The sequence below is a fragment of the Desulfomonilaceae bacterium genome, assembly GCA_041662605.1.
Lineage (GTDB): Bacteria > Desulfobacterota > Desulfomonilia > Desulfomonilales > Desulfomonilaceae > CAJBEZ01.
This window is the reverse complement of record JBAZSD010000001.1, coordinates 118572-144590: the sequence shown is the minus strand read 5'-3', so window position 1 is coordinate 144590 and position 26019 is coordinate 118572. Positions and strand designations below refer to the sequence as shown.

Below are 26019 nucleotides of genomic sequence, written 5' to 3'. Positions count from 1 at the left end.
TCATAAGAAGGCGTTTCCTTGTGAATCCGTTACTAGGGAAGGCGCAACTTAGTTGATCAGCATAGACCTAAAAAAGCTTCTTATCGGATCTGAGGGTCCCTTTGAATTAAATGTAGAATTCGCCATTTCCCGCGGTGAACTCGTCGTTTTATCCGGAGTGTCCGGAGCCGGTAAAACGACATTGTTACGAATGTTGGCGGGGCTCGACCATCCCGAATCTGGACGCATCGAAGTAGATCACGAGATTTGGTTTGATCTGGCAAAAAAGGTTCGCCTGCCACCTCAAAAACGAAGCGTGGGTTTTGTCTTCCAGAACTACGCGTTGTTCCCCTCAATGACCGTGAGAGGCAACTTGGAATATGCGTCAGGTCGCCGAAAAGATCCGTCCGTGGATATGCTTCTTGAAATGGTTGAGTTAGAGGAATTGCAGGACAGATATCCAGAGAACCTATCAGGTGGCCAACAGCAGAGGGTAGCTCTGGCAAGGGCGCTGGTTAGACGACCGAAGATCCTCCTGCTTGACGAGCCTTTGTCTGCTTTGGATCCTGCGATGAGGGAAAAGCTTCAGCACGAAATACTGCGTCTTCACAAGGAGCTAAACCTTACTACGATTCTTGTTTCTCATGACAAATCGGAAATTTCTCGTCTTGCTGATCGAGTCATATTGATTCAGAATGGACTGATCACATCTGACGGTCTTCCCTGTGAGGTGTTGAACGATAAGGCTCAATCTGTCGGATTGTCGAAGGGACAAATTCTCAGTTTATCACTCGAAAACGGATCAGTTCTTATTGTCGCGTCTATTGCCCAAGATTCTACTCAAATCGAAATCCGTCTCGACAAGAGGCAGTTACAAGAATTGGTTAGAAAGGGAATGCTTTCTCATGTCAGTTGAAGACCCTTTTACGGATTTCTTTCAAATTACAAATTTGTCTTTTAGAATAATTGTCCCTTACAAAACCCTGCTCAAGTCGCCGAAAATCTCTTCAACATAAAGAGAATCACTAAAGAAACGCACGCCAAGATTGCGGCGAGAATGCCTGCCCGTGCAAACTCTCCAGTAAAAACGGAATTGTAGATTTCCAGAGAAAGCGTGTTTGTCCTTCCGACGATGTTTCCACCCAGCATCAAGGTTAATCCCACTTCGCCTAGCGATCTTCCGAAGGCAAGGGACAGCCCACTCATAATACTCCTTTTGATACTTGGGATAACCACGTAGATGAACGTTTTCGATTCCGATTTCCCCAACGTGTAGGAAGCTTCAATGAGATCGGTAGCCGCGTTTTGGACCGCGGCCTGAACAGGCTTCACTATGAGGGGAAGACCAGCTACAAACGCGGCGATCACTACCCCCCAAAGATTGAAGATTATCTCCACTCCGAAGACATCCCTGGCAAAATGTCCTATCCAGCCCGTTTTTCCCATTAAGAGAAGCAGGAGAAACCCCAGGGCTATAGGAGGAAAAACCAAGGGTAGTGTCACTACTGTGTCTACCACGCTTCGCACAGGACTGGTTTTTTTGCCTAAGTAATAACCGAGTAAGACACCGAAAACCGCCTGCAAGGCCAAAGATATCGCCGCAACCTTAGCGGTAAACATCAGAGGAAAACTGATGTTTTGGGTAACATCCGATCCAAGCCAGTGTAGTAAGTTCATGAGCGCGGCAGCGACAGAAAATTGACTAAAGAGACAAGCATTACATTGTTGCAGGATCTACATCCCAGCTTTTTTAATTATTTCTTTGACTTTGGGGTCAACGTCAAGAAAGTTTAAAAATCTCTTAACGCTTGATTCATCTCCATATCCCTTGATCACTCCGAGCGTCAGTTTGATCGGACTGTAAGTGGATCGATCAAGAGTGAGATAACCACCTATTTTGTCTTTGATGTATAACGCGTCCGTAAGATTAATGAAACCAGCCTCAACGTCACCGCTTATCAGATACGCTGAAACTTGAGGCACGGTAGACACAACGAGCAGTTTCTTTTCGATCCCTTTCATTAAATCAGTCTTATGAAGGAACTCTTTCGCAGCCTTTCCGTATATCGCGTTTTTTTCATCAGGCACGGCCACCTTAACAATTTCGGCTTTGAGAAGGTCTTTTGGCTCATCAAGTTTCACTTTTTTGCCAAACGCTATTACCAGCGTCCCTTCTCCAAGCTGGTGAAATGACTCAAAATCAATCCCTGAGGTTTTAAGAAAGGCCTCATCGCCAACGATGAAGGCTGTCTTCCCGCCCGCTTTAGCCTGCATCATGATTTGGCCCATATTTCCGTAAATCTGATCTATCTTATCACCACCTGATGACTGATAGGCCTGTATTATTTCACTCATAGGGCGTTTGTACCCAGCGCCGGCAGCCAGTATCAGAGGTTCGGCGAACGCGGATATCTGGCAGACAAATACCAGGATAGGAACCAAGAAGAAACGAAACATTTTTACCTCCATGACAAAACGAATCAGACCTGGTCATCCTAACTTTTAATCAGGAATCGGATCGGTTTGAGTGAAATATAGGCGTAAGTTTCAGGTCCCGTATGGGCAGAACCTTGTCAATTTAAGGAAATGAGCGGGGGCGGCAATCGTGACCCCGTAGACGATCGCCGGTTTCTTCCCGATCACTTCGCACAAAGTATCGTTTGTGAGCATGGACCCTGTCGCAATGACCAGATCGCTCCATTCAATGTTGGCTACCGTGTGCTCCGGACCGCAAATATTGATCCCGAACTTCGTGGTCCCTATATTATCGGGGTCCAGGTCCGTGACCCTCACATCGAACTCACGCGCAAGGGATTCGACCATTCTGGGTTGAAGACCTACCAGGGCAATTTTAGGGTGGCTGAAATTCTTTGCTACATAAAGCGCCAACGCTTTAGCGCATTTCGGGGGGGCGTCATCCTTGCAGTGAATTGTTTTGTCGACGATCCCCAGATGTCGACTGACAGCGTTGAGTGTAGCCAGAAAAACCGCTCTTCGATAATTATTGTCCAGGCTCATGGAACTCACATCCCCGAGTGTGCCGACAAAATTTCCATACATATCGGTGAAAGCTTGGCCTCTGCCCCCAAAAAACTCAGCTTCCATCATCCGTTCTCTTCCTTTGATTATCGGATAGTCGCTATGTTCGGGGTTACCTATCGCTTCTTCGGGCTTGAGCGTTTTGACTCTTACGTCTACAGTGCGGCCTTGCCACTCATGCGTCTCAACCAGGCTCTGAAATTCCCTTCGAAGCGGATCGAAAAAATCCATCCTTTTTCTCCCTTGCGGTGATAAACTTTGGTCCGCAATGTCATTAGATTTTGTCAGCGTAGAAAAGAAACCCGAAAATTGCCCATTGAGCCTGAACATCCAATCATATATCTCTAAAAATTGCCTTCGAGTTTGAATTCCATCCCGAACACCGGATCGATGGTCTTATCTGGTTTGGTCCGGAAAGCGTCACCATTCAATGAGCCACCCCAGATGCCCCAGTTAGGAGACCCTTTGTCTGCGCACGCATAGCTAAACCATTTACCAGGGACCCAGTAACCCATGGTACATCTTGCGGTCAGACCTTCCAGAAGTTTCCAGTCGAACCCGCCGTCAATTTCGTATCCCAGGGCGCCGTCGGGAATTGTAGGAATACGGTTTGCGCCAGTGGGAGAAAAATTGTTTAGCACCACCTGTCCTGAATAAGGTGAAGTGGGACGAGGAATACTAATTGCCCCCCCTAGACCGGGCGCTGTAGTAGTAGCGACGGTAAGAAGCCCAGCATTTTCGTTGTTCGTAGCAGGCCGTAAACAACCCCACATAAATCCGCTCTTGGAAAACCTCTCGGCCCAGGCAAAGCTCCCAAAAATGTTGAGATTCGCGGCTACCGCATAGTCAAGTCGGGTACCATAAAAAGTCGCGTCCTGGACAAAGCCGGCGCCTGTGTCTCGGGCAAAACTCGTACCCAAGCCATACCCATAAACCATCAAGTAGCTATATGGTCTAAAAAGACCAGTATTTGACCACATATCCGCCTGAAGACCACACGAAATTTTGAGCATTCTTAGGGTCCCACTGTTGACACTACCGCCCCTGTAATCGTCCCCGGTAAACCAGGCGCCGATAGCTGTAATCTTCGCAGGCCCGCACAGAGCGCCAAGCTCAACAGCTCCAGAATCATGCGCAACATAAGTAGGAGGAGCTGTGATGTTTGCGGGTGTTGTAGTAGCGCTGTAATTTTTGTTGTCGTCCTGTCTGTCATAAAGGTACTCGGCGTTCAGGAAGAATTTACCGTTGTTGTACTTGAAATATGCGCCACCATAATACTGGCTAAAGTCACTGGAAAATTGATCATTTGCACGGTTAGCTGGAGTTCCAATGAATCCTTCTCGACCTTTATGCCTAAACACCCAGTTCAGAATAAATCCGGCGGCTACCGGACCGGAACGATATGTTACATTTGGGATGGCCATATCGTATACTCTGGTGTTATTCTTGTCAGGTCGTTCATTGAACCACCCTGATGCTGTCCCGTAGTCATCCGATTGATAACCCCTCTTGGACGGGAAGAATGACAACTGAATGTTAAGAGGTCCATAAGGCACACTTAAAGCCAAAGAGTCAGACGCCCTGTTATCTTCGCCATTGTAGGCCAGCCCCATGCCCCAACTCGAAGGGCGTTTGCCGATGGCCAATACGCCCCATGGTGTCTGGGCCGTCAACCACAGAGTTCTCCAGTAACCGGGTGAAAATGATCGCTGCACTCCTGGGGCATCCTGAACCAATGCGCCGGATGATACCATTACCCCTTGAGAAGTACTATAGTTTGGGGAATTCCAGGATCCGACGAAGTAGTTACCCCTGACACGGATGGCCTTGTTCATCCTGATCTGCATATTGGTTGACATCGAAAAAATCTGCCAGGAAGCGTCCGATCCGGACACAATAGACTCTCCGCCGGCAAGAGCGGTTCCCTGGCCACCATAAGCAGCAGCATACGGCAAAGCGACACCAGGGTTCTGGCCAACCGTTGCTCCAGTGCCAGCAACCTTATGGTATCCACCCAGGTAAAAATTGTAGGGAGCAAACCCACCAATGCCGAATCCTGAGTTGCCGTCGTCCTGTGCTTGGTCGAATTGCCCAAAGAATCCAGCTTTTCCCATCTGGGTCCTATACTCATAGAGCCAACTGAAAGTTCCGTCCATCTCGAACTCCCACGCGCATGCAGGACCAGTCAACAGCACAAGAGAGAGCCCTAAAATCAGACCTGGAATTAATGATTTCCGATAATTCACGATCTTCCTCCTTATCAAATCCAGAATGGGACGGAGACGTATCCGTCCAAAGTTGAAACTAAACAAGTCTTGGATGCCTCCAAATCGCAGCCATCGGCCAATGGCAGCACGTTGAGGCATCCACAGACACCTTTTCCTGGTAATCATGCTGTGACTGTTCATGACATGACTATGAAGACATCGAAACACTCCAAGCCTACCGCCGAGCGAAAGCATGGTTGACATTCAGGGCAAGGTACGCGATACATCATAACGTGAATATTCACATAGTGACTAGCTGGCGCTAAGAAAACAACATGTCTTAAAGTCATATTGAGTTTAAGCTAGGTCACGTATTTGACGCTGCCCAAATAAAGGGGCGGAGCCCTTAAACAAGCGTCGTTAGACATCATCCTTTGAGAAGGACGCTTCCTGAATGTCTAGCTTGCCTACATAATGGTATTATGTTATGTCTAATTAGACATAACATAACGGGTTCGGTCGAACCCTGTCAAGGGAATTTTTTCATCATGTTAAAATTATTCTAATGAGCTGCAATTTTTGATTTCGCGCCCGAATAAAATTTGGCAGATGTTTTTACGCATCTGTTGAGTTGTTTTCAAAACGCCAGCGCAATTACCGCTCCTGCCAACAATTTTCTCCAACCGGAACTCAAATAAGCGCTTGTATCGCACGCATAAAGGATGTGACACTATAGATCGCTTGTCAGTTGTCCAAAAGCGTGTCAATGAGCGACAAATTTACTTTTGAACTCTGTTGCGACCTATGGACACCGTACACCATTTCTCTCATTCATAACTTTTCGTCAGGAGGAATCTTGAGTTATGCAAGACCATGAAAAGCCCCAGGACCAGCTTATTGATGAGTTGAACAAGTTACGCAGGAGAGTGGCGGAATTAGAAACTGCTGAACCTAGAGCCCTGGGAATCGAAAAGAACTCTAAGCAGAGTGAGGAAAACACCCATTTGAATGTCTCTCACGTTATTTCTTCGGATCATCCGATAGAAACTGTAGAATTGGCCAATGTTCTCAACATCCCTCAAATCCAGTCTCTCATGGATGATTTTCATAAACTGACCAATATTGGGATTGCCATTCTCGACTTGACGTTTAACATCCTCGTCGCCACTGGATGGCAAGATATCTGCGCCAAATTCCATCATTTCCATCCCGACACGCTAAGAAATTGTATCGAAAGCGCTCTCTACCTAACTGAGAATGTAAAAGAAGGGGAATACCTCATCTACAAATGCAAGAACAACATGTGGGATATGATAACTCCTATTGTTATAGGAGGGAGGCGTGTGGGCAATCTCTACCTGGGTCAGTTCTTTTTCGAGGATGAGGTTCTCGATCTTGAGCTATTTGCAGCGCAGGCGCAGCGGTACGGCTTTGACAAGAACGAATACCTCGCTGCATTAAATATGGCGCCGCGGTGGAGTAAGGAAAAAGTTCACACAGCAATGACCTTTTATTCGAAGTTCGCATCGATATTAGGCGAACAGGGCTACAACAACCTGAAACTGACGAATACGATGATCGAGTCCAAGATGCTAGCGGAAACCCTGCATGAGAGCGATGAAAGATTTCACATTCTCTTCGAGACCGCCAATGACACCATATTTCTGATGGATAGCGAAAAATTCATTGAATGCAATGCAAAGGCGCTTCAAATGTTTGGCTGTCTGGAAGAACAGGATATAGTCGGCCATACTTTTGTGGAATTCTCACCTGACAAACAGCCGGATGGTCGTGATTCGGTGGACAAGGCGCTCGAATATATTAACGCCGCCTTAAGTTTCGGCCCGCAAACATTCTTTTGGAAGCATTGTCGCAAAGACGGCTCGCCATTCGATGCAGAGGTCTCCCTTAATGCCCTTACCCTGAATGGCAAGGTACATGTTCAAGCGATCGTAAGAGACATCACCAAACGCAAACAGGCCGAAGAAGCGCTAAGAGAGAGCGAACAGAAATTCAGGGCTGTTTTTCAAAACGGTCACGTGGTGATGCTCATTATCGACCCTAATACAGGGGCGATTGTGGATGCGAGCCCAGCGGCCAGTTCCTTCTATGGGTATTCTCTCGAGGATCTCAAAAAGAAGCGGATTTTTGATCTCAATGTGGCTGAGCGCGACGTTATTGTTAAAAAGATGCAGGAAACGAAATCCGGGCCGTTAGTATATCACGATTTCCGGCATCGCCTAGCCAGTGGAGAACTAAGAGACGTTCAAGTATGTAGTGGGCCTATAGTTGTTAATGGAAAACCGCTTCTCTTCTCCGTAATTCACGACGTCTCGGAACGCAAGCGGGCAGAGAGGGCGCTGGCGGAAAGCGAGAAACGCTTTCGCATGGTTTTTGAACAAGGTCCGATTGGGATCGCCATGCTCGGTCTCGATTATCGGTGGATTGCCATCAATGCGACTTTTTCCGAAATCGTAGGATATTCCAAAGATGAACTTACTAAACACACAGACATTGACATCACCCACCCGGGCGACATTGATGGGGATGTCGGATATGCCGAGAAATTAAAGATAGGCGCCATCCCGTCTTGCAAGCTCAAGAAACGTTACGTAAAAAGGAATGGCGAAGTAGTCTGGGTTAATCTGACAGCAACCTTAATTCGTGATGACCACGATAAGGAACTCTACTATTTGTATATGATCGAGGACATAACCGAATCTAAGCGGCTGGAGGAAGAACTTCGCGACAACGAGTCTCGTTTGAGACGAGCGGAACTTGTAGCTGGAGTTGGTAATTGGGAGCTCGATCTCTCAACGAAAAAAATCACCGCATCTATTGGAGCAAGGAAAATTTATGGCTTGGGTCAGCAGGTGGAATGGGCCGGTGACTATATCGAGAAAATTCCGTTACCAGAATACAGATCCTCGCTCCATGAAGCGTTATTCGCGCTTATCAAAGATGGAGCGCCTTATGACATTGAGTTTCAAATTAAAAGAGCAAATGACGACCAAGTCATTGATATTCATTCAATAGCCCATTATGACCCCGAAAAGAACTTAGTGTTCGGGATAATTCATGACGTCACAAATCTTAAGCGCGCCGAGGAAAGCCACAGACTGCTTTTCGCAGCTATTGAACAAGCTGCGGATGGTTTCATTATTACTGACGCCCATGCGGCAATTCAATACGTAAACCCGGCACTAGAAATCCTGAGCGGATACAGCCGTAACGAACTTCTTGGCCGGACTCCCAGTATATTCAGGAGTGACTTTCATTATGCCAACATTGCAATTGAATCTGGAAAGGTCTGGTCGGGGAGGTTAATCAGCAAGAGGAAAGATGGGACGGAATACCATGAAGACGTTTCCGTTTCCCCGGTTTATAACAAAACAGGGAAGCTGAAGAACTTTGTAGCGGTAACGCATGATGTAACCAAACAGCTTGAGCTTCAAAAAGAACTGCTTCAGGCCCAGAAAATGGAAGCTATGGGAACTCTGGCGGGTGGATTCGCTCATGACTTCAACAACAAGCTACAGGTTATTGGCGGTTACGTAGACCTGGTCCTTTTGAACAAGGATGTGCCTCAGAATATAAAATCGGATATGGAGAAAATAAAACAGTCGGTTCAAAGTGGCGCTGAACTGATCAAGGGGATGATGATGTTCAGCAGGAAGACACTATCAAACACTGAAGCGATTGATCTCAATAGACTTGTTAAGCAGGTTCATTCGATCTTGGCCCGGTCAATAGCCAAAATGATACAAATAGATCTTTCCTTAGCCGATGATTTGTGGGCGATAAATGGGGTCCCGAATCAGATCGATCAATTATTGATGAACCTTGCGATAAACGCTAGGGACGCCATGCCGGATGGGGGCACACTTACTGTCAAGACACAAAACGTTGTGTTGGATGATCAATACTGTAGAGCCTACCCTAACACAAAACCCGGAAGATATGCGCAAATATCGGTTTCAGACACAGGAACCGGAATGGACAAAAAGATGATAAATCGAATTTTTGAACCATTCTTCACCACCAAGCCGCCGGGTAAAGGAACAGGGCTTGGGCTCTCAGTGGTTCGTGGGATCGTGGAACAGCATGGAGGAAGGATTGTTTGCGATAGCCAGCCGACAGTCGGAACGACATTCAGGATCTATTTCCCAATGAGTGGGGAACTTCCTCAAGAACAACATTCTGAGAAGAGAGAACCACGGAGAGGACGAGGTGAAACCATACTCTTGATTGACGATGAGTCCAATCTTCTGGAATTAACTTCACGTTTTTTAAAACGAGCCAATTACAAGCTTATCACAGCGTCAAATGCTAGAAACGCTTTAGAACTCTATGAAAAACATCGGGAAGAAATCAGACTGATCGTCCTGGATCTGATCATGCCGGGGATGAGCGGGAAACAATGCCTTGAAGCTTTGAGGAACATGAACCCGAATGTTAAGGTGATTATTGCAAGCGGACAGCCCGAGGAAGCGATAGCTGAGGATTTGAAGCAAGCCGGGACTTCGAATTTCATCAAGAAGCCATTTGATATGGCCCGATTGCTTGATCAGATCCGCAAGATTCTTGATGAATGCTAAATGTTGTTGAAAGATCAGAAATTCTTTTCCCAATACCGAGTTACGGTCCATTCAGGCGAGAATGAGTATTAATCTCAACTTTCTCTGTTGCGTAGCGTTTGTAAATGAGAACTTTCTCTACCTAAACATCATTCTACAGAACGATAATTGGTCCGGGTTGTCCCAATTTTTGAGAAGAGCTTTTTGGGACGACTTGACATGTAGCCCATATTGGATTAATTACTAGGTAATAATATTTCCTAACTAATGCATGACTCACAATACTTTGGAGACCATGTATAGGCCAAATCTTCGAATGATTCTTGCTCCGATTTCACATCAGATCTGCTGTGTGAAAACGATCAACTCCAGATTTTTAAGTGAATGGCTTTCTTGATACAAGTGTTTACCGGAATGTCCTATGTCCAACAAGGACAGTGAAAAAACTAACTTCGGTGAAATTATTACTTTTTCTCACTCGTTATGAACAGGGAGCGATTCTGCGCCACACGAAAAAAGGAGGTATCCATAAATGTCGGACAAAAAGAAAATATTGACGACTGCTTTTGGAATCCCGGTAGGCGATGATCAAAATAGTATGACCGCTGGGAAGAGAGGGCCAGTTCTAATTCAGGACATGCATCTGATAGAGAAATTGGCTCATTTTGACAGGGAACGTATTCCGGAGCGAGTCGTCCACGCCAAAGGGGCGGGCGCTCATGGCTACTTTGAAGTTACGGGTGATGTAACCAAATTCACTAAAGCCCGTTTTCTATCTCAAATTGGAAAGAAAACAGAGGTACTTGCCCGTTTTTCTACGGTGGGAGGCGAAAAAGGATCCGCTGACGCTGAACGTGATCCGAGGGGATTTGCCCTTAAGTTTTATACGGAAGATGGCAATTTTGATATGGTGGGAAACAACACCCCGGTTTTCTTTATCCGGGATCCTCTAAAATTCTCAGATTTCATTCACACTCAAAAACGTAATCCTGCCACCAATCTCAAAGATCCAAATATGTTTTGGGACTTTCTCTCCCTAACCCCGGAATCCATTCATCAAGTCACAATACTTTTTTCAGACAGAGGCGTGCCCGCGACATTCCGTAACATGAACGGATATAGCAGCCATACTTTCAAATGGTACAATGAAAAAGGGAAATATTTTTGGGTCAAGCTTCATTTCAAGACCGATCAGGGGATCAAGAATTTAACTCGGCTGGAAGCGGAAAAAGTTCGGGCCTCTGATCCGGATCACGCGACCCGGGACCTTTTCGAGGCCATTAAAGCGGGTAACTATCCATCATGGACCCTCGAAGTTCAAATCATGACTCCCGAACAAGGCAAAGATTATCGTTTTGATATTTTCGACGTCACCAAGGTTTGGCCACACTCAGATGTACCCCCGATAACCGTTGGGAAACTCGTGCTAAACCAAAATCCGTTAAATTATTTCGCCGAGGTTGAGCAGTCAGCGTTCGGTCCGGGAAACCTTGTTCCAGGAGTAGCGGCCTCACCTGACAAGATGCTGCAGGCCCGTCTTTTTTCCTATCATGATACTCATGTACATAGATTGGGACCTAACTATCATCTAATACCAGTGAACGCCTCAAAATACGCCCCGGAAAAGAACTATCAAAGGGATGGATTCATGAGAACCGACACTAACGGCGGCGACGGACCCAATTATTGGCCAAACAGTTTTGGTGGCCCGGCTCCTGATTCATCATTCCTGGAACCCAACTATGAAGTCGAGGGCCTAGCCGGCCATCACCCATACCAACACCCTAATGATGATTTTGTTCAAGCGGGGAATCTTTACCGGAATGTGATGAAAGATCAGGACAGGGAAAATATTGTTGGCAACATAGTGGCCCATTTGGGTGGGGCTTTAAAGCGTTTGCAGTTGAGGCAGACAGCGCTGTTTTTCAAGGCTGATCCTGATTATGGACGTCGAGTGGCTAAGGGGTTGGGACTAGATGAAAAAGAAGTTGAGCGATTGGCCCTTATGACCCATGAGGAGCGAGCTGCAGCGACAGCAAATTAACCAGATATCATTCAAACAAGTAGACTCAAACTGGAATTTTTTTTACACTCCAGGAAGAGGGCTTTCTTGAGAACTTTCCTTTATAAAGAAAGCCCTTTATCTTTTCATGATCCCAGAGAGTTATACCGCATGAATTTTCTGGAAAAAACTCTCGGATTGAAACTAATCTCCTGGTAGTCATGCCTTCACAAGCCACAAGAGATGACAAGGTTGTAGACTTTAAAAAAGTCTGTAGAAATCTTGGGATCAAGGTCACTCCCCAGAGGCTGGAGATTTTTCTGGAACTGATAGACGCTGGCGATCATCCCTCCGCCGAGGAATTATTTCAGCGTGTCAGGTTGAGACTCCCAACAATTTCTCTGGACACGGTATATAGGACTCTAACTTTTTTTGAACTGCATGGTTTAATTTCAAAAGTCTATTTCTGTGGAGACAGAACTCGTTTTGACCCAAATACAAAGATACACCATCATCTAGTATGCGTGAAGTGTAAAAGGCTTACCGATTTCTATTGGCCCGAGATTGACTCCTTGACGCTACCTGTTTCAACCAAAGATTGGGGCTTGATTGATACGAGACAAGTTCAGATTCATGGTGTCTGCGCAAGGTGCATGAGCGAATTGCAACAGGAGAAAAAGATGTAAGTTCCCGGGAGTGACGGATATACCAAACGGCTCAATGGCTACAACAAGGACTTCAATCAGCACGGATAAGGCACATTTGGTTGAAAACCGGTATTCTTTTCTCTACAAATGCGCTGACTCCTTCTCTCCCATCGCGATGGTCTCCGGCCAGGCTCAGGAAATCTCTCTCGTATTCCAAGTGCTCTTCTAGGGAATGGTTGAATGAGTCAGTAAGAAGTCGTTTGGACAGTCCAAAGGAATGAAGAGACTTCTGAGCCAATTCGTGCGCCATATTCGTGGACTCCTCCAGCGCCAGACCATCCTCGACCACTTTTGTCACTAGTCCCCATTCGAGAGCCTTTTCCGATGAAATAGGCCGGTCAAACGCCGCTATTTCCAATGCCTTGGCCAAACCGACTAGCCTCGGCAAATTAAATGTCCCAGCCCCGTCAATAGATAGACCTGAAGAAGTATACGCCTGTCTCAAAATAGCCGAACGTTCCATGACTCTGAAATCACAAGCAAGCGCAAGGGAGAATCCGCCACCTGCCGCCGGTCCGTTTATAGCGGCAATTACAGGCTTCTTCATTCTTCTGATTTCCAGGATCGCCTGATGATAACGGGCCGCAAGATTGTGGAGAGCGGCGGCCGGCCCGTCAGGCCAACTTCTAACCCATTTTAGGTCACCGCCTGCGCAAAAGACTTTGCCACCTCCTGTAATGACAACTCCTTTTACTGATTCGTTCGCCGCAAGGTTGATAAGATCAGATGCCAGAATGGAAATGGTATCCAGGTCAAATGCGTTGAAAACTTTGGGGCGATCAATAATGACGGTGGCAATTTCGCCCAGCACTGTAGTTTTAATGGGTTCATTCATGGTCACTCCTTGGGTGGAAAGCCACAATTAGGATGGATGTCTCAAACAAAGTCATCGCTAGAACAGGCACCGCATTTTAGAATTCCATCTTGCCTCTGGCTCGGAGTTCCTGCGGTAGCAGGCTGGAATACATACACGAAATTATCGGCGTTTCAACTCCCACTTCTTGTCCAAGGCGCACAACCGCTCCAAGTTGCTCTGAGAGTTCCGATGGCAGTCCATTCATGATGTCCCTCTGCATTGAAGCCGTTGACTCAAATCCGAGGTTGTCAATGAATGCCATAGTGGATTGAATCAGATCATCCCTTAAAGGTATCTTCCTTGCCTGTGCGACTTTAATAATCTCACTGGCGGCTTCTTCGAGTATTTTTCGAGTTTCCGGAACGCTTCTTATCACTCCCGCAGGGGCCCTCGTAACAGCCGCTGCCCCGCTGAAAGACGCTATGAACAGAAATTTTTCCCACATCGCTACATGAATGTTTGCTGGGATCTCGCAAGTGACGCCGGCTTTCGTGAAAGCGTCCTGAAGAAGTCGGCCTCGCTCGCTAGGTTGATTATTGAGTTCACCAAAAGCTATGTAAGGTTCCAGCGCGACATGCCTGATGTGCCCGGGGCCGGCTTTAAGGGCTACAATTCGGCACAAGCCCCCAAAAACATGCTCGGAACCAATCGCTTTTGACAAGTGGGTCGGGGCTTCCAATCCATTTTGCAGTGGAACGGCGAATGTTTCAGGCCCTACCATAGGCTTTATAGCCTCCGCAGCTTCTGGGACCTGCCACGCCTTCACGCCAACGATAATGACGTCTACCGGTCCCACCTCCTTGGGATCTCCACTTACGTTTACAGGCTGAGTCAAAGAGGCGCCGTCCGGAGTATCCATTTTCAACCCGTTGGTGACCAGAGCCTTTAAACTCTCGCCCCGCGCGAGAAATATCACATCCTCACCTGATTTTGCCAAACGCCAACCAAAATATCCGCCAACGCCCCCAACTCCGAAAATCGCTATACGCATTGAAACCTCCGACAGAATTGGTCTTGAATTTTATACGCCAGATAGAGTCTAAAATACAAACCTGGGGTTTTGATAGCGCTGAGCAAACCGTTTCCTGAGAATCCGCAATCTAGCTCAAGTCTCTACAAGCGATAAAATTAAGAGCCTTCATCGTCATTACAATTTCTTCTTTTTGGTTCAACGCCTCGACATAAGAATATACAATTCCACGATCCGGTTTTGAACGAGATCGTTTGGTCTCTGAGACAGTAATACGCAGCGCTAAAGTATCTCCCGGACGGACAGGTTTCAGCCATTTCAGTTCATCGACGCCAGGTGATCCTAGACTTGCGACATGTGATAGATAGTGATCAACGAATAGTCTCATCATTAGGCTGGCCGAATGCCATCCGCTCGCTATCAATCCCCCGTAGATGGACCGTTTGCCCGCTTCAGGATCCGTGTGGAACGGTTGAGGATCGAAGCGGCTCGCAAAAGAAATCATTTCAGCTTCTTCAACCGCGATGGAGCCGAATTCATGGACAGAACCCTGCGCATAATCTTCGAAATAACGCTGATCGATTGGGGTAGCAAATTCGGTGACTCTCATAAGCCTCCTCTCTAACATTTCTTATATTGGCCCGAAGTTCATGAGTTTCAATTTCATGAACCCACGATCAAGTTCAATTATGTTCAAATTCCCATAATCCTGAGAAATTCGAGTTATATTTGACAGAGACATTCCCAGGACATGGCAAAGAATAACCCTGTTTACTCCCGCATGTCCAATAATTAGCGCCGGGCCTTGTTCGACCTGATCTAGTATGGTTCTAAAAGTGGGGATTACTCTGGTTGCAAGATCAGCAAAACTCTCGCCACCGGGAGGGCGATAACCTTCCATGTTATTCCCTCTTTCTTGCCATTGAATTGGGAACTTGGCTCTGATTTCATCTATCAGGACCCCATCCCACTCTCCCAAACTTATTTCTCTCAAACTCGGGATAATTTTAACTGATTGGAGGCTGTTTCCTGCAATTATCTCTGCTGTCTTGCGGCTTCTTGTCAGGTCGCTGCTGTAAATTAGGCTGAAAGAAGATACATCTAACTGATGTCGCCAATACCTGGCTTGCTCGACGCCCTTGTCATTTAGTGGCGCATCGACCTGGCCGACATATCGTCCTGCATAGTGTCGGTCAACTTCTCCATGTCTGAGCAAGTATATTTGAGATTTGTTCATACTGGTTTTTCTTCATCATTTCTGGAAGCAAAATAGCGATCTGCTGACCCAATTCCTGCTCTAACCGATCCCTGAGTTTCTTGGCGTCGGAAAGCCTCTGTTGAACCAATTCAAGGAGTACCTGGTTGAACTGGGAACACTCTAATTGTTTCTCGAAGCGTGTTTCCAATGACACCAGCCGACTCCCCAAGACCAGTTTGTCGGACAGGCTAACAACATCTCTCTCAGTAATGTGAGAGCCATTCATATTAGAACAGTTCATGTGATTTTCGACGATTTCCGCAACATCCGGGTAATCCAGGTCTCGAAGCATCTGGGCCGCGACCTTCGCATGGTTTGGGTGGACTCTAGCGACATCGTGTAGAAGCGCCGCTGCTAAAATCAAACCCAAGTTCAACTCATGCCCGATCTGGTTTAGAGCCTGTCCCAGGCATCGGGCTATTTCAGCCACCATACACGAGTGAGCCACCAGTCCTTCATCTTTTGTGGATAAGTTTCTGTTTAGAATGGCCATGCATTCTTTGCGGGAAGGAAAGTCACGTTCGTCATATCTCTTGAGCAGATGTCGATAATCCTCCGGTGTGTCCATGTCGAGGAGAATGCGCTCGTCCGTAACATTAACATCTATTGCGTCGGTGTTCTTTTGTTTGAGAAAACTCCCGAGCCCACCAGGGGCTTCCCATTGCAATATTTCCCCACGATATCGGGCCGAGATCAGCGGTGGGTGACCTCTCTTGCCGAGAAAACTAGGATAGCAAATCAATTTTCCGGATTCCCGGAAAGCGCGAATCATCTCCAGAATGGTGGGCCTTCTAATTAAAGGAATGTCTACAGGTATGACGAAAAATGCGTCCCGGGAGGAGTCAATAGTCTCAACACCTGCTTTAACGGACGACATCATACCATCCTGGTATTTTTCATTCGTGATCCACTTGATGTTCCGCCGTTCGAGTAGTGGCGTAATATCATGAGCGCGATACCCTACGACAACGCGAATATCCGAAATCCCAGTCCCCGAAAAAAGAGAAATTATCAGCTCGAGAACAGTTTCCGCTCCAAATTTCAAGAGAGGCTTGAAATCCACCATACGTGATGAATAGCCTGCAGCAAGCACTAAGGCCGTGAATCTTTCTTGTTTCAATTTAGAAATCACCGAAGTCGAGCAGTCTTTCTCTTGTCTTGAATGGCTCTTTTGACTGCGCTGGGATTAACCAGGTTTTCTTTGTCAAAGGTCACCGATTTAAGCGAAAGGGACCCATCCGTAATCGCTTCCGAGATTACATGGGCATGGGTCAAAACAGAAAAAACCGTTTCAAGTATACTTCGTCCTTCTGTATTTCCCACTTTGATCTTTATCTCCAGGAGGTCCTTTTCACGATCATTGGTTAAGACAGCGCTAAAGTTCAATACTCCCGGAACTGAAAAAAGGATGTCATCCAAATCTGAAATACACAACCAGTGAGATTGTCCTAAACGCACAAAATCAGTCAGTCGTCCCATGATAGTGTCCAGCCTGCGCAGAACCGTTCCGCAAGGACAGGGATCGGTCAAAAATCTGGAAATGTCACCCGTGCGATAACGTAGTAACGGCATGCCCCGTCGCGTCAATGTAGAAAAAACAACTTCACCGTATATGCCATCTGGTTGAGGGAGACCTGAAACTGGATCGACAATCTCAATGAACAAATCAGCCTCTCTTAAATGATACCCGTGCAAAGCCGAACACTCTACACCTCCGCCAAATCCCATTTCAGTCGTCCCGTAATGATTGAATACCCCGCATTTCAATACACGACCCAATTCCTCAACAATGGCAGGTGAAACGTAATCCGAACTTAGCAAGACATTCTTTATCAGACCTTTGGGTATCAACGACGAATCTTCGTGACGGACAATGGAAAGCGCCTGGACAGGGATAGCCACCAGAGCGTCGGGTCTTATTCGCAGAATCTCCTGAATGGTAAAACCGGGGTCCTGGACCAGCCCATGAACAGTTCCCTGAACATCTATCCTGCTCAATGCCCTGACCAGAAGGTCACCCACAGTGTCGGGTCTCTCTCCCGGCATTAGAACTAAAACCTTCTGTCCAGGTCTCACAATGGACATCATGCCGTGATAAAAGAAATCAAGTGTCAGGTCGATTTCGTCTGCGGTAAAATATACCCGTCTCGGCTTAACCATAGGATCTGAATCCGGTAATGTAACAACCCGTTTGATTTCGTTTTGGGAGACACACAGGAATTCCGGCCCTTTTGTGCGCAAATCTTCGACTGTTGTAAATGGAAGTGTCTGGAAATATTCCAGATGTTGTAGCCGGGCCAGCGAAAATCGAGCTAGATGTTTCCGATAAAACGGGCTTCTGTCCTGGACATACCGAATAATGTTTCGCAGTCTGTTTAACTGGTAATGTTCGAGATCTTTTCTAGAGAGGTTTTGAGCGTCCGAACATCTCGAGACTTTGGAGGCGATCCATTGTTCGAGTGGTGTTTTATCCATATATCGTTATGACCTTCATCTGTAAATCGAATGGCCTCGAGATCCTGTCAAGTTGTATGCGCAAAACGGAACCATTTTACCATCGGAGGTTACCACGTGAATGCAACAATCTTTAAGTCTTTCGAGATCCAGATTCCATGCGTCCTGAAATGCCATGCCGGAGATACAGAGGCTGTGCGTCCGAGTGCGTTCAAGTAAAATATCCCACTCGCCAAACGAAAAAGAATTTTGTTGTTCGCTGAAATCATCCTGAATAGGATAACGCCATCGCCCAGCGACAAAATCTCTGGCTTTTGTCGCTCCTTCCTCAGCTCTTTCGAATTCGCAACAAGAATTCGTAACTTTGTACCTTGTTAACGCCTTCACTCTACCTTCAGGCAATACAACAAAGTTTCCATGAAAAGAGCATAGGGCGTTCTCGCATCCCGGAGGGCGGAAACTCTCCGACTTGATGAGACCATCAGTTTGGATTTCGATGTTTTTGATAACTTCCGGCAATGTCAGTCGATCCTTGTCCGTAGGAGTATTGGGATACCTTCCAAAATGACTGACAGGCTGAAAATGGACACCGCGAATCACTTTGATATTCTCAATAGCAAATCGAATTATACTACCGATCTGGCCCACATTTACTCCTGGGACCAGCGTAGGAACAAGAATGACTCCCAACTCGAGAACGTCGCAGATCCGAATAGCTTCCAACTTAATTTGTAGAAGCGATTTTCCCCTCAGGTTTCTGTATACATCATCGCTTATCCCATCAAACTGCAAGAACACCGATGATAACCCAGCATCTTTGAGAGATTTGGCGAAAGAGGGGTCTTGCGCCAGGCGTAATCCATTTGTGTTCAATTGAATGAACTCAACTCCAAGTTCCCTGCCGAGGGCAATAATGGCAGGCAGGTCATCACGAAGTGTCGGTTCACCACCCGAAAGCTGAACATTGCATGGATGCCCTGTGGCAAGCAAAGTTTCGTACCAGCTTCTAACGACACTGAGGTCGGGATCAGGCTTGTTTTGACACTGAGAATCAGCAAAACAATAGTAGCAGCTCAAGTTGCACCTTTGAGTCACCTCGAGCAAGGCGACGCACGTTTGTTGTCGATGCTCCGGGCAAAGGCCGCAATCAAATGGACAGCCCAGATTTGTTTCAGCGTTTGGGTTGGATGGAGAACAGGGGATCTTGGGGCGAGTCCAAGATATATAGGACGGGTCTCCTCTCCAGAGTATAGCGCTGAACGGACCATGTTCGGGACAGGATTTTGTCATGTACACGTCCCGCCCGACAGCGACCCTTGAAGCTGGAATTCTCGCAAGACATTCCGGGCAAACACTCCCCGTTTCAGACAATTTGATCTCGGCCTGAGAACACATCATCTTTTCCCGGAAAGATCAAAACCGTTTTCAAGCAGAAGCGATTTTACCTTGTCGTAAGTTCCGGAAACAATTTTGGGACATCTGGAAAATTGATTTGCCGGATTATCACCAATGATCTCCGTACAGTGAATACCACCGAAGCACTGCGAATATTCCTCAGAAAACCACTCTACCAAGCTATTTATCATTGGGTTTAATCTTTGATCCTGCTCTTCTTCAGGTTCTCCTCTACCGGAGTAAAGAGCTAAAAGACAGGCCCCACCCGTCAGAGCGCCACAAATGTCTCCAGAAAATCCTACTCCACCTGCTAATCCTTCCATAGCTCGCACGAGATCCGGGTTCTGTTTTCCCTGAGCTTCCAGTCCCATTATGATAAGGATCTGACTGCAGTGAAAACCTTGACCTGCCAACTCCAGCATGCGCAACAGTTCATCCATTCCATTAAACCTCACGTCTCTAAATGCGCTGTTAACGCCGTCTTTTGTCCTATTAACAGAAAATAGCCGGGTTTCAGATACCGCACGGCTTCCTGGATTTGTGCAGGGTTTACTGGACCAGGAGTGGTTTGGAGCCAGAAATGATTCAGGGAACCATAAGACAAAATCAAGCGCACCGCGAAATCCTTCAAAAGATCAGAGTGATCTTCCCAAAGGCAGACTCTGAAACCATTATTCTCAATTTTCCGGATGATCAGTTCTTTGGAAATAGCTCCTCTCAAGCAGCATTTTGTGGAAACGTCATTTGGACAATCTAGGACGTCAGGATTCCTGGAGTACACATCCGTCAAAATGATCTTGCCGCCTACCTTCAGTACACGTCCGAATTCACTCAACGATTCATCCGAATAGCTCATGAGGGAAAGGCTGCACTCGGCGAGCAATCCATCAAAAAATTGATTGGGCAAAGGAAGGTATTCTCCGGAGGCGCGAACCACTGTCAACTCTCTGTTTCTGTTTTTAGCGAATCGTAAGAGATTGGAAGATGTATCGACACCTATCGCCAGATGATCTTGAGAAAGGCGTATGTGTTCAAGAGTTACCCCCGTTCCGCAGCCAACGTCGATAACCTTGGATCGTGGTGGCAGGCATGATAGAGTCAAAGCTCTTTGTGTTAATTGCAGGCCACCGGGTCTTATGCCCTGGACGGCAATGTCTGTCACGCCTAAATGTTCATATATCCCATCAGGTTGAATGTTTCCAAGTTTTGTCACTTGTCTTCCAGGAGCTTCTCGATCTCGGCCATTTTACCCATGGCCAGCGTCTCGGGAATAAATACCAGCCCACATTTTGGGCAGCGTGGAAGGTCTACGGGATATTGGCTCCCCATGTAACCAATTTCGACTTTGCCAATTTCAAGATCGACTCCACACACAGCGCACGTCCATTGTTGAGCTTCTTCGGAATTTACGTAACCGCTCACGGCTTTGATTCCTCTATGATGACCATACGGTGACTATAAGCGTTATGCAGGGTAAAACTATCTTTATTAGGCGAATATTCAACCCAGTAAGTAACCGTTGTTGGAGTGTAGTGAGCGAGGAAGTTCCCTGTCGACCGGTTTACTAACCTGGTTCCCGTCTTTTCCGCATGATCTATTACTTGCCTGATATCGTCAGTCAGGATCATTCTCTGTCGCATCAAATTTAGAACCTTTTCGGGAATGTCGAGCTTTATGTCTTGATACCCCTGATTCCTGGTCACGGGTTCCCTCCAGATTTTCTCAAGCAAAGAATTTTTCAGTAAGACGCGGTTGTCTCTTATTTGTGAGTAATCTACATCTTTCTTGATATCAGCCTCAATGGCTTCATTACCAAAAACCAGATCCAACAAATGCCACGTGGTCTTGCCCTGTGATCGAAAATGGTCCTGGCACACAGCGCAGTAAGTAAGGTAATCATGAGAACTTTCCGTGACACGTCGCAGCATGACCTCCTGGGCCAGCTCCCGATTTGCGAAACACATTAAGCCCCCATATCCGCAACACTCCGTCAAACTGCGATTTAGCGGGAGTTCATTTATTTTAAGCCCCAGTTTTTTGATAATATTGCGCACAGCCGTGTGTACTTGAGGCTCATGTCTTGAAGAGCAAGGATCATGGACCGCAACATCTAATTGTTTGGGGCTCGGAAACTCATTCGGGACGCCCAGGTAATCCATAATTTCCCAAAGAGACCGGAGTTTGACCTGTGGCAGATGTGTTTTGAATACAGAGTAGCAAGATGAACACGCTGCGATAACCTCTGGCTGCGACATCTCCTTCCACTGGATTGTAAATTGGGTCAGGACCTGCGAAAACTCATCTTTTCTACCGGCCCAATCGGCAGGAGCGCCACAACATCGCAGCATAATCCCGACACCGCCATTGAGCCGTTCCGTCAAATAGGTGTAAGTGGCCTTAACATTGTCAGGAGTAGAGCCACTGAGCCGACAGCCGGGGAAAAACAGGAAGGCGCTGGAATCTGTTCCTGGTTGATGCCGTGTCAGGGCGCATTTTTCACTGTTGCTGAACGCCATGTCTCGAAGCGCAAACTCATGAGCCGACGGCGGCATTTTGCCTTGCATGACCATGGTCTCTCTGGCGGCCTTGCAGACATTACCCATGTGAAGGTCTTCAGGACAAACCTCTTTACAGAGGCCGCACAAACTGCATGAGTTGATAAGTTTATTACCGTGCCGTTGCCCCATTACTATTGAGAGGTTGTTATAAATCTGCCTGACATATTTCTTGGGATAGCCTTTGAAACTGGAAAGGAACTCACAGACCTTTACACACTCCATGCACTCACAATTAAGACATCGTCCGGCTTCCCGAGCTGCCTCATCTTCGGAATAACCCGCGATCGTATTTTTCATGGCTGTCTGATCCAGGTCGTCAATGCCTTTCGTGTTCGTAAACAGCCGGGTGTCGTAAGGTCCTTCATTTTCCCTGGAAGCGGTTAGGGATACGCCCTGTAAGAACCTGTCAATAGAAATCGCCGCTCTACGCCCGTCAGAAATTGAAGTTATTGGTGAAGGCTTCTGGTTGCCCCTGATCAATCCGCCACCCACAAAAACCTCATCCAGTTCAGTCCCAAATGTCACCTGGTCTATTTCTGATGCGCAACCCAACTCTTTGACCAACTCGGCGCCATGGATACTATCTCGACCTATGCCCAGATAAATGGCGTCGAAATCCTTCCTAAGCTCTGAAATAAAAAGGTTATCGCCCAATGAGTGACTCAATCTAATATCTGTGTGAAGTGTTTCGAAAGCTTTAAAGTCTTGAGCTATATCCTGTCGAGACAATTGATGCTCCGGATAGTCCCAGACAGACCCTCCAATTTTATCTGAAGCCTCGAAAACTATGACTTGATAACCTTTTTTTGAGAGGTCCAAGGATGCTGTAAGTCCGCTCAAGCCCGCTCCGATAACTGCGACTCGTTTGTTTCTGGAAGGTAAAAGTTTAATTTTGTCGTCTTCAGTAGGAGCCCAAGTCAGAGCCGCCTTTTCCAAAGATCGAATAGCGATAGTCTCTTCCACTTCACGACGCTTGCAGACTCCCTCGCATGGATGATCACAGATTTGGCTTATTATTCTAGGAAATGGAATGGTTTTTCTAAGGATCTTTGAGGCCAGAACGAAGTCTCTTTTGGTCAAAGCCGAACACATCGCACGCACATCCAGGTGAACCGGGCACGTGGCGACGCACCAAGGGGCGCATTCCTGGATGCAGAGGTTTTCCAGTTCCCGCAATTCCTTTTGGTCCATGGAAGCCTGCCAATCGCAAGATTAGTCTCTGGGAATGCTATGGTCCAGGTAAATATTTACCTGGACCTTTTATCAAGATGTTAATTATGCAATGCCTTTGAGGCCAGCCAGGACCTTCTCAGGGAGCGCGGGCGCCTGTCTGATCCTAACCCCGGTAGCATTACAGATGGCGTTAATAACAGCGGCGTGTGGAGATGTCAAAGGTAATTCACCAACTCCGGCTGCGCCGAATGGACCATTTTCTCTGGGGTTCTCAACGTAGATGATCTTGATGTCGTCCGGGATGTCCTTGGGATAGGGAAGGCCGCAATCCGCAAGAGTAGTATGTTTGTTCAGGTCTTCGAAATCTTCCGATAAAGCCAGACCGATCCCCTGCGCCACTCCTCCATAAATCTGTCCATCTACAGCCAGCTTGTTATTGATTTTACCGATATCGGCCACCACAGTGAACTTATCAACTTTCGTCTTGCCTGTTTTCGTGTCCACTGCTACCTGAGCCATAAACACCCCATACATGTAAACGGGGAATGGATTTCCCTGACCGTTCTCATCACAAGGAGTACACATTGAGGCGGTCCACTTCCCGGAGTATTTCAGTGGGATATTTTCTGCTTTCATCTCGTCGTATGTACGGTACGTGCCATCCGATTTCTTCATTGCGTTAAGGAGCATATCGCATCCATTCTTAATGGCGTTACCGGTCATAACCTGTTGGCGACTTCCTCCTGATGGCCCACTATTAGGAACCATGGCCGTGTCATTCATGACGAGCTTTATCTTATCCGGGGATATCCCTAAGGGCCGGAGCCCCTCATGACATGTGCCAAGCGCCCCAATGTCCGCTCCCTGGCCATGGTCTTCCCACGAAGAAGACAATGTAACCCCGTCAGGAGTGAGTTCTACCCACACTTCAGAAGAATCAGGGCCATCAAGACCACATCCGTAGATTCCTATAGATACCCCGACACCCCTTTTCAGTTCTGGAGTGGATTCCTTCTTTGCTTGTTCCACAGCCTCCTTATAAAGTGGACGCAATTTATCAATCATATCCGGGAAGCTGAAAACCTCCGGGGTTTGTCCCGTAGGAGTAGTGTCTCCAGGTCTGTAGACATTTAAATATCTCAACTCGAGAGGGTCTTTTCCCATTTTGACAGCAAGCTCATCCATGAGGCTCTCTGACGCGAAAAAGCTTTGAGGTGACCCATAAGCTCTAAAAGCGGAGCCCCAAGCATGATTTGTGCAAACGGTTTTTCCAAGGCCCCTGATGCTGGGAATACCGTACCCTGCGCCAATGAATTGAGCGCCACGTACAGTGAGAAGATCGCCGAACTCCGAATATGGACCGTGATCCACAATCCAGTCGCCTTCCATCGCGACAATCTTACCATCTTTGTCAGCGCCATATTTCAGATTTACGAAGAACGGGGACCTCTTGCCTGTGTAAGTTATATGCTGATAGTAATCATATTTGAGGGCTACCGGCTTGCCTGTGGCCATTGCCGCTACGCCCACCAGGGCTTCCATTGTGGGACTAAACTTATAACCGAACGTTCCACCGGCAGGATTCTGCACAAGCCTGAGTTTGTCGGGTTCTATACCCAGACCAGGACAGATCATGGCGTGATGAAGATGGATTCCGATACTCTTTGAATGGATAGTGAGACGTCCCTCTTCGTCAAAATAGGCGAATCCAACATCCGGCTCCATCGTCAGGTGTGGTTGCCTTTGTAGATAATATTCTCCCTCCACCACATAAGCCGCCGATTCCATGAGTGGTTTTGTGTCCGACCCCTTTGCCCGCTTTTGTTCATAATAGACGTTTGGGGTTCCCGGGTGAATTTCAATAGCGTCGTCGGCCATTGCCGCCGGAGCGCTCATGTAGGCTGGTAGCGGCTCCAGGTTGACTTTCACCTTGTCTGCCGCCGCTCTGGCGTTTGCCTCAGTATCAGCAGCCACCATTGCTATGGCGTCCCCAAACTGAAATACCTTTTCATCACAAAGAATCGGCCGGTCCCATCCATCGCCTTTGTTTGTAGGGAAAGTAATTAATCCGGTGATACGGTTCTTACCTTTGACATCCTTGGAAGTTATCACTTTTGCCACGCCAGGCATTTTCTCAGCCTCTGAAGTATCTATGGACAGTATCTTGGCGTGAGATACCTTTGCCTGAACCAGGGCCAGATGTAGTGTTCCAGCAGGCATCTTGGAGATTATGTCCGCCCCATAGTCAATTGTTCCTGTCACCTTTGCGATTGCTGATGGTCTCGGATAACTGGTCCCCCAGATCCTGCCGTCCTCCGGCAGCTTGAATGCTAACTCCGTCTTCGTCATTTCCCCGCGAATGACTTTCGCTGCGTCAATCACTGCGTCGATAAGTGGTTTGTAGCCGGTGCAACGGCAGGTGTTCCGATTTTTCTGAAACCAGTCCCTAACTTGAACTCTGGTGGGGTTCTGGTTTTCATCAAGCAGCGCTTTTGCGGAAACAATGAACCCTGGAGAACAAAACCCACACTGCGCTCCACCATGAACAATCCATGATAACTGAAGCGCGTGAAGATCTTTCGGAGTCCCAATTCCTTCGATCGAGGTTATTTCCGCTCCGTCTTGAACTCGCTTGATTTTAGTGACACATGACTTGACAAGTTTCCCGTTCATGATGACTGAGCATGATCCACACTGACCTTTTTCGCATCCGACCTTCAAACCAGTGAGACCGAACTGCTCTCTGATTACCTCAGCCAGTGAAGCTTCAGGATCTGCTACGACCGTTTTGTTTACGCCGTTGAGATTGATGGTTCTCTTAATCATTACGAGCCCTCCTTGGTG

20 protein-coding genes are annotated in these 26019 nt (G+C 47.2%); 4 read left to right on the top strand and 16 right to left on the bottom strand.

Translation table 11 applies throughout. The features are described from left to right. Positions 1-52 precede the first annotated feature (52 nt). Entirely contained in the window at positions 53-895 is an 843-nt protein-coding gene (locus WC647_00565; GenBank protein ID MFA6220783.1) for an ATP-binding cassette domain-containing protein, read from the top strand. Positions 896-966: 71 nt separating this feature from the next. On the opposite strand, the gene modB is transcribed toward WC647_00565, so the two are convergent. From modB to WC647_00545, 4 genes are all read right to left on the bottom strand, one after another. Then, positions 967-1656, bottom strand: a complete 690-nt coding sequence (gene modB / locus WC647_00560) for a molybdate ABC transporter permease subunit (protein ID MFA6220782.1) — start codon at positions 1654-1656, stop codon at positions 967-969. 57 nt (positions 1657-1713) lie between these two features. Beyond that, complete coding sequence (modA, locus tag WC647_00555) at positions 1714-2436, bottom strand: molybdate ABC transporter substrate-binding protein (GenBank protein MFA6220781.1); 723 nt, start codon at positions 2434-2436, stop codon at positions 1714-1716. 90 nt (positions 2437-2526) lie between these two features. Beyond that, positions 2527-3249, bottom strand: coding sequence for a DUF364 domain-containing protein (locus tag WC647_00550; GenBank protein ID MFA6220780.1), 723 nt, complete (start codon positions 3247-3249; stop codon positions 2527-2529). Positions 3250-3362: 113 nt separating this feature from the next. Continuing rightward, complete coding sequence (locus WC647_00545; protein MFA6220779.1) at positions 3363-5264, bottom strand: hypothetical protein; 1902 nt, start codon at positions 5262-5264, stop codon at positions 3363-3365. 824 nt (positions 5265-6088) lie between these two features. On the opposite strand from WC647_00545, the gene WC647_00540 reads away from it, so the two are divergent. From WC647_00540 to WC647_00530, 3 genes are all read left to right on the top strand, one after another. After that, the gene (locus WC647_00540) at positions 6089-9823 is read left to right on the top strand and encodes a PAS domain S-box protein (GenBank protein ID MFA6220778.1); all 3735 of its coding nucleotides are present in this window, start codon (positions 6089-6091) and stop codon (positions 9821-9823) included. A gap of 511 nt (positions 9824-10334) precedes the next feature. Further along, positions 10335-11846 carry a catalase gene (locus WC647_00535; protein ID MFA6220777.1) on the top strand — a complete coding sequence of 504 codons (1512 nt, stop codon included), beginning with the start codon at positions 10335-10337 and terminating at the stop codon, positions 11844-11846. A 179-nt stretch (positions 11847-12025) separates the two neighbouring features. After that, complete coding sequence (locus tag WC647_00530) at positions 12026-12490, top strand: transcriptional repressor (GenBank protein ID MFA6220776.1); 465 nt, start codon at positions 12026-12028, stop codon at positions 12488-12490. Positions 12491-12542: 52 nt separating this feature from the next. On the opposite strand, the gene WC647_00525 is transcribed toward WC647_00530, so the two are convergent. The 12 genes from WC647_00525 to WC647_00470 form a co-directional block, all read right to left on the bottom strand. Further along, positions 12543-13346 (bottom strand): enoyl-CoA hydratase/isomerase family protein, encoded by an 804-nt coding sequence (locus tag WC647_00525; protein ID MFA6220775.1) that lies wholly within the window; start codon positions 13344-13346, stop codon positions 12543-12545. A 76-nt stretch (positions 13347-13422) separates the two neighbouring features. After that, complete coding sequence (locus WC647_00520; GenBank protein ID MFA6220774.1) at positions 13423-14358, bottom strand: 2-dehydropantoate 2-reductase; 936 nt, start codon at positions 14356-14358, stop codon at positions 13423-13425. 109 nt (positions 14359-14467) lie between these two features. Continuing rightward, positions 14468-14947 (bottom strand): MaoC family dehydratase, encoded by a 480-nt coding sequence (locus WC647_00515; GenBank protein ID MFA6220773.1) that lies wholly within the window; start codon positions 14945-14947, stop codon positions 14468-14470. A gap of 21 nt (positions 14948-14968) precedes the next feature. Then, positions 14969-15574 carry an alpha-ribazole phosphatase gene (gene cobC, locus WC647_00510; protein ID MFA6220772.1) on the bottom strand — a complete coding sequence of 202 codons (606 nt, stop codon included), beginning with the start codon at positions 15572-15574 and terminating at the stop codon, positions 14969-14971. Then, entirely contained in the window at positions 15531-16715 is a 1185-nt protein-coding gene (locus tag WC647_00505) for a DVU_1551 family NTP transferase (protein MFA6220771.1), read from the bottom strand. The genes cobC and WC647_00505 overlap by 44 nt, the downstream gene beginning before the upstream one ends. 8 nt (positions 16716-16723) lie before the next feature. Next, positions 16724-18070: a DVU_1553 family AMP-dependent CoA ligase gene (locus WC647_00500; protein MFA6220770.1), complete on the bottom strand. Its 1347-nt coding sequence runs from the start codon at positions 18068-18070 to the stop codon at positions 16724-16726. Between the two features lie 15 nt (positions 18071-18085). Beyond that, positions 18086-19420 (bottom strand): radical SAM (seleno)protein TrsS, encoded by a 1335-nt coding sequence (gene trsS / locus WC647_00495; GenBank protein ID MFA6220769.1) that lies wholly within the window; start codon positions 19418-19420, stop codon positions 18086-18088. 23 nt (positions 19421-19443) lie between these two features. Beyond that, positions 19444-19884: a DVU_1555 family C-GCAxxG-C-C protein gene (locus WC647_00490; protein ID MFA6220768.1), complete on the bottom strand. Its 441-nt coding sequence runs from the start codon at positions 19882-19884 to the stop codon at positions 19444-19446. Positions 19885-19895: 11 nt separating this feature from the next. Then, on the bottom strand, positions 19896-20657 hold the full coding sequence (gene trsM / locus WC647_00485; protein ID MFA6220767.1) for a DVU_1556 family methyltransferase: 762 nt from the start codon (positions 20655-20657) through the stop codon (positions 19896-19898). Continuing rightward, positions 20654-20866: a DVU_1557 family redox protein gene (locus WC647_00480; GenBank protein MFA6220766.1), complete on the bottom strand. Its 213-nt coding sequence runs from the start codon at positions 20864-20866 to the stop codon at positions 20654-20656. Before WC647_00480 ends, trsM begins: the two co-directional genes overlap by 4 nt. Then, positions 20863-23193 carry a pyridine nucleotide-disulfide oxidoreductase/dicluster-binding protein gene (locus WC647_00475; GenBank protein MFA6220765.1) on the bottom strand — a complete coding sequence of 777 codons (2331 nt, stop codon included), beginning with the start codon at positions 23191-23193 and terminating at the stop codon, positions 20863-20865. The genes WC647_00480 and WC647_00475 overlap by 4 nt, the downstream gene beginning before the upstream one ends. Positions 23194-23277: 84 nt before the next feature. Further along, positions 23278-26001, bottom strand: a complete 2724-nt coding sequence (locus WC647_00470) for a molybdopterin-dependent aldehyde oxidoreductase (GenBank protein MFA6220764.1) — start codon at positions 25999-26001, stop codon at positions 23278-23280. Positions 26002-26019: the final 18 nt, after the last annotated feature.

Coding starts and splice junctions, on each gene's coding strand:
- modB (MFA6220782.1), bottom strand. CDS start 1,656: ATGAACTTACTACACTGGCTTGGATCGGATGTTACCCAAAACATCAGT.
- WC647_00540 (MFA6220778.1), top strand. CDS start 6,089: ATGCAAGACCATGAAAAGCCCCAGGACCAGCTTATTGATGAGTTGAAC.
- WC647_00500 (MFA6220770.1), bottom strand. CDS start 18,070: ATGGATAAAACACCACTCGAACAATGGATCGCCTCCAAAGTCTCGAGA.
- WC647_00535 (MFA6220777.1), top strand. CDS start 10,335: ATGTCGGACAAAAAGAAAATATTGACGACTGCTTTTGGAATCCCGGTA.
- WC647_00470 (MFA6220764.1), bottom strand. CDS start 26,001: ATGATTAAGAGAACCATCAATCTCAACGGCGTAAACAAAACGGTCGTA.
- WC647_00530 (MFA6220776.1), top strand. CDS start 12,026: ATGCCTTCACAAGCCACAAGAGATGACAAGGTTGTAGACTTTAAAAAA.
- modA (MFA6220781.1), bottom strand. CDS start 2,436: ATGTTTCGTTTCTTCTTGGTTCCTATCCTGGTATTTGTCTGCCAGATA.
- WC647_00525 (MFA6220775.1), bottom strand. CDS start 13,346: ATGAATGAACCCATTAAAACTACAGTGCTGGGCGAAATTGCCACCGTC.
- WC647_00550 (MFA6220780.1), bottom strand. CDS start 3,249: ATGGATTTTTTCGATCCGCTTCGAAGGGAATTTCAGAGCCTGGTTGAG.
- WC647_00520 (MFA6220774.1), bottom strand. CDS start 14,358: ATGCGTATAGCGATTTTCGGAGTTGGGGGCGTTGGCGGATATTTTGGT.
- WC647_00490 (MFA6220768.1), bottom strand. CDS start 19,884: ATGGATGAACTGTTGCGCATGCTGGAGTTGGCAGGTCAAGGTTTTCAC.
- WC647_00475 (MFA6220765.1), bottom strand. CDS start 23,193: ATGGACCAAAAGGAATTGCGGGAACTGGAAAACCTCTGCATCCAGGAA.
- cobC (MFA6220772.1), bottom strand. CDS start 15,574: ATGAACAAATCTCAAATATACTTGCTCAGACATGGAGAAGTTGACCGA.
- WC647_00515 (MFA6220773.1), bottom strand. CDS start 14,947: ATGAGAGTCACCGAATTTGCTACCCCAATCGATCAGCGTTATTTCGAA.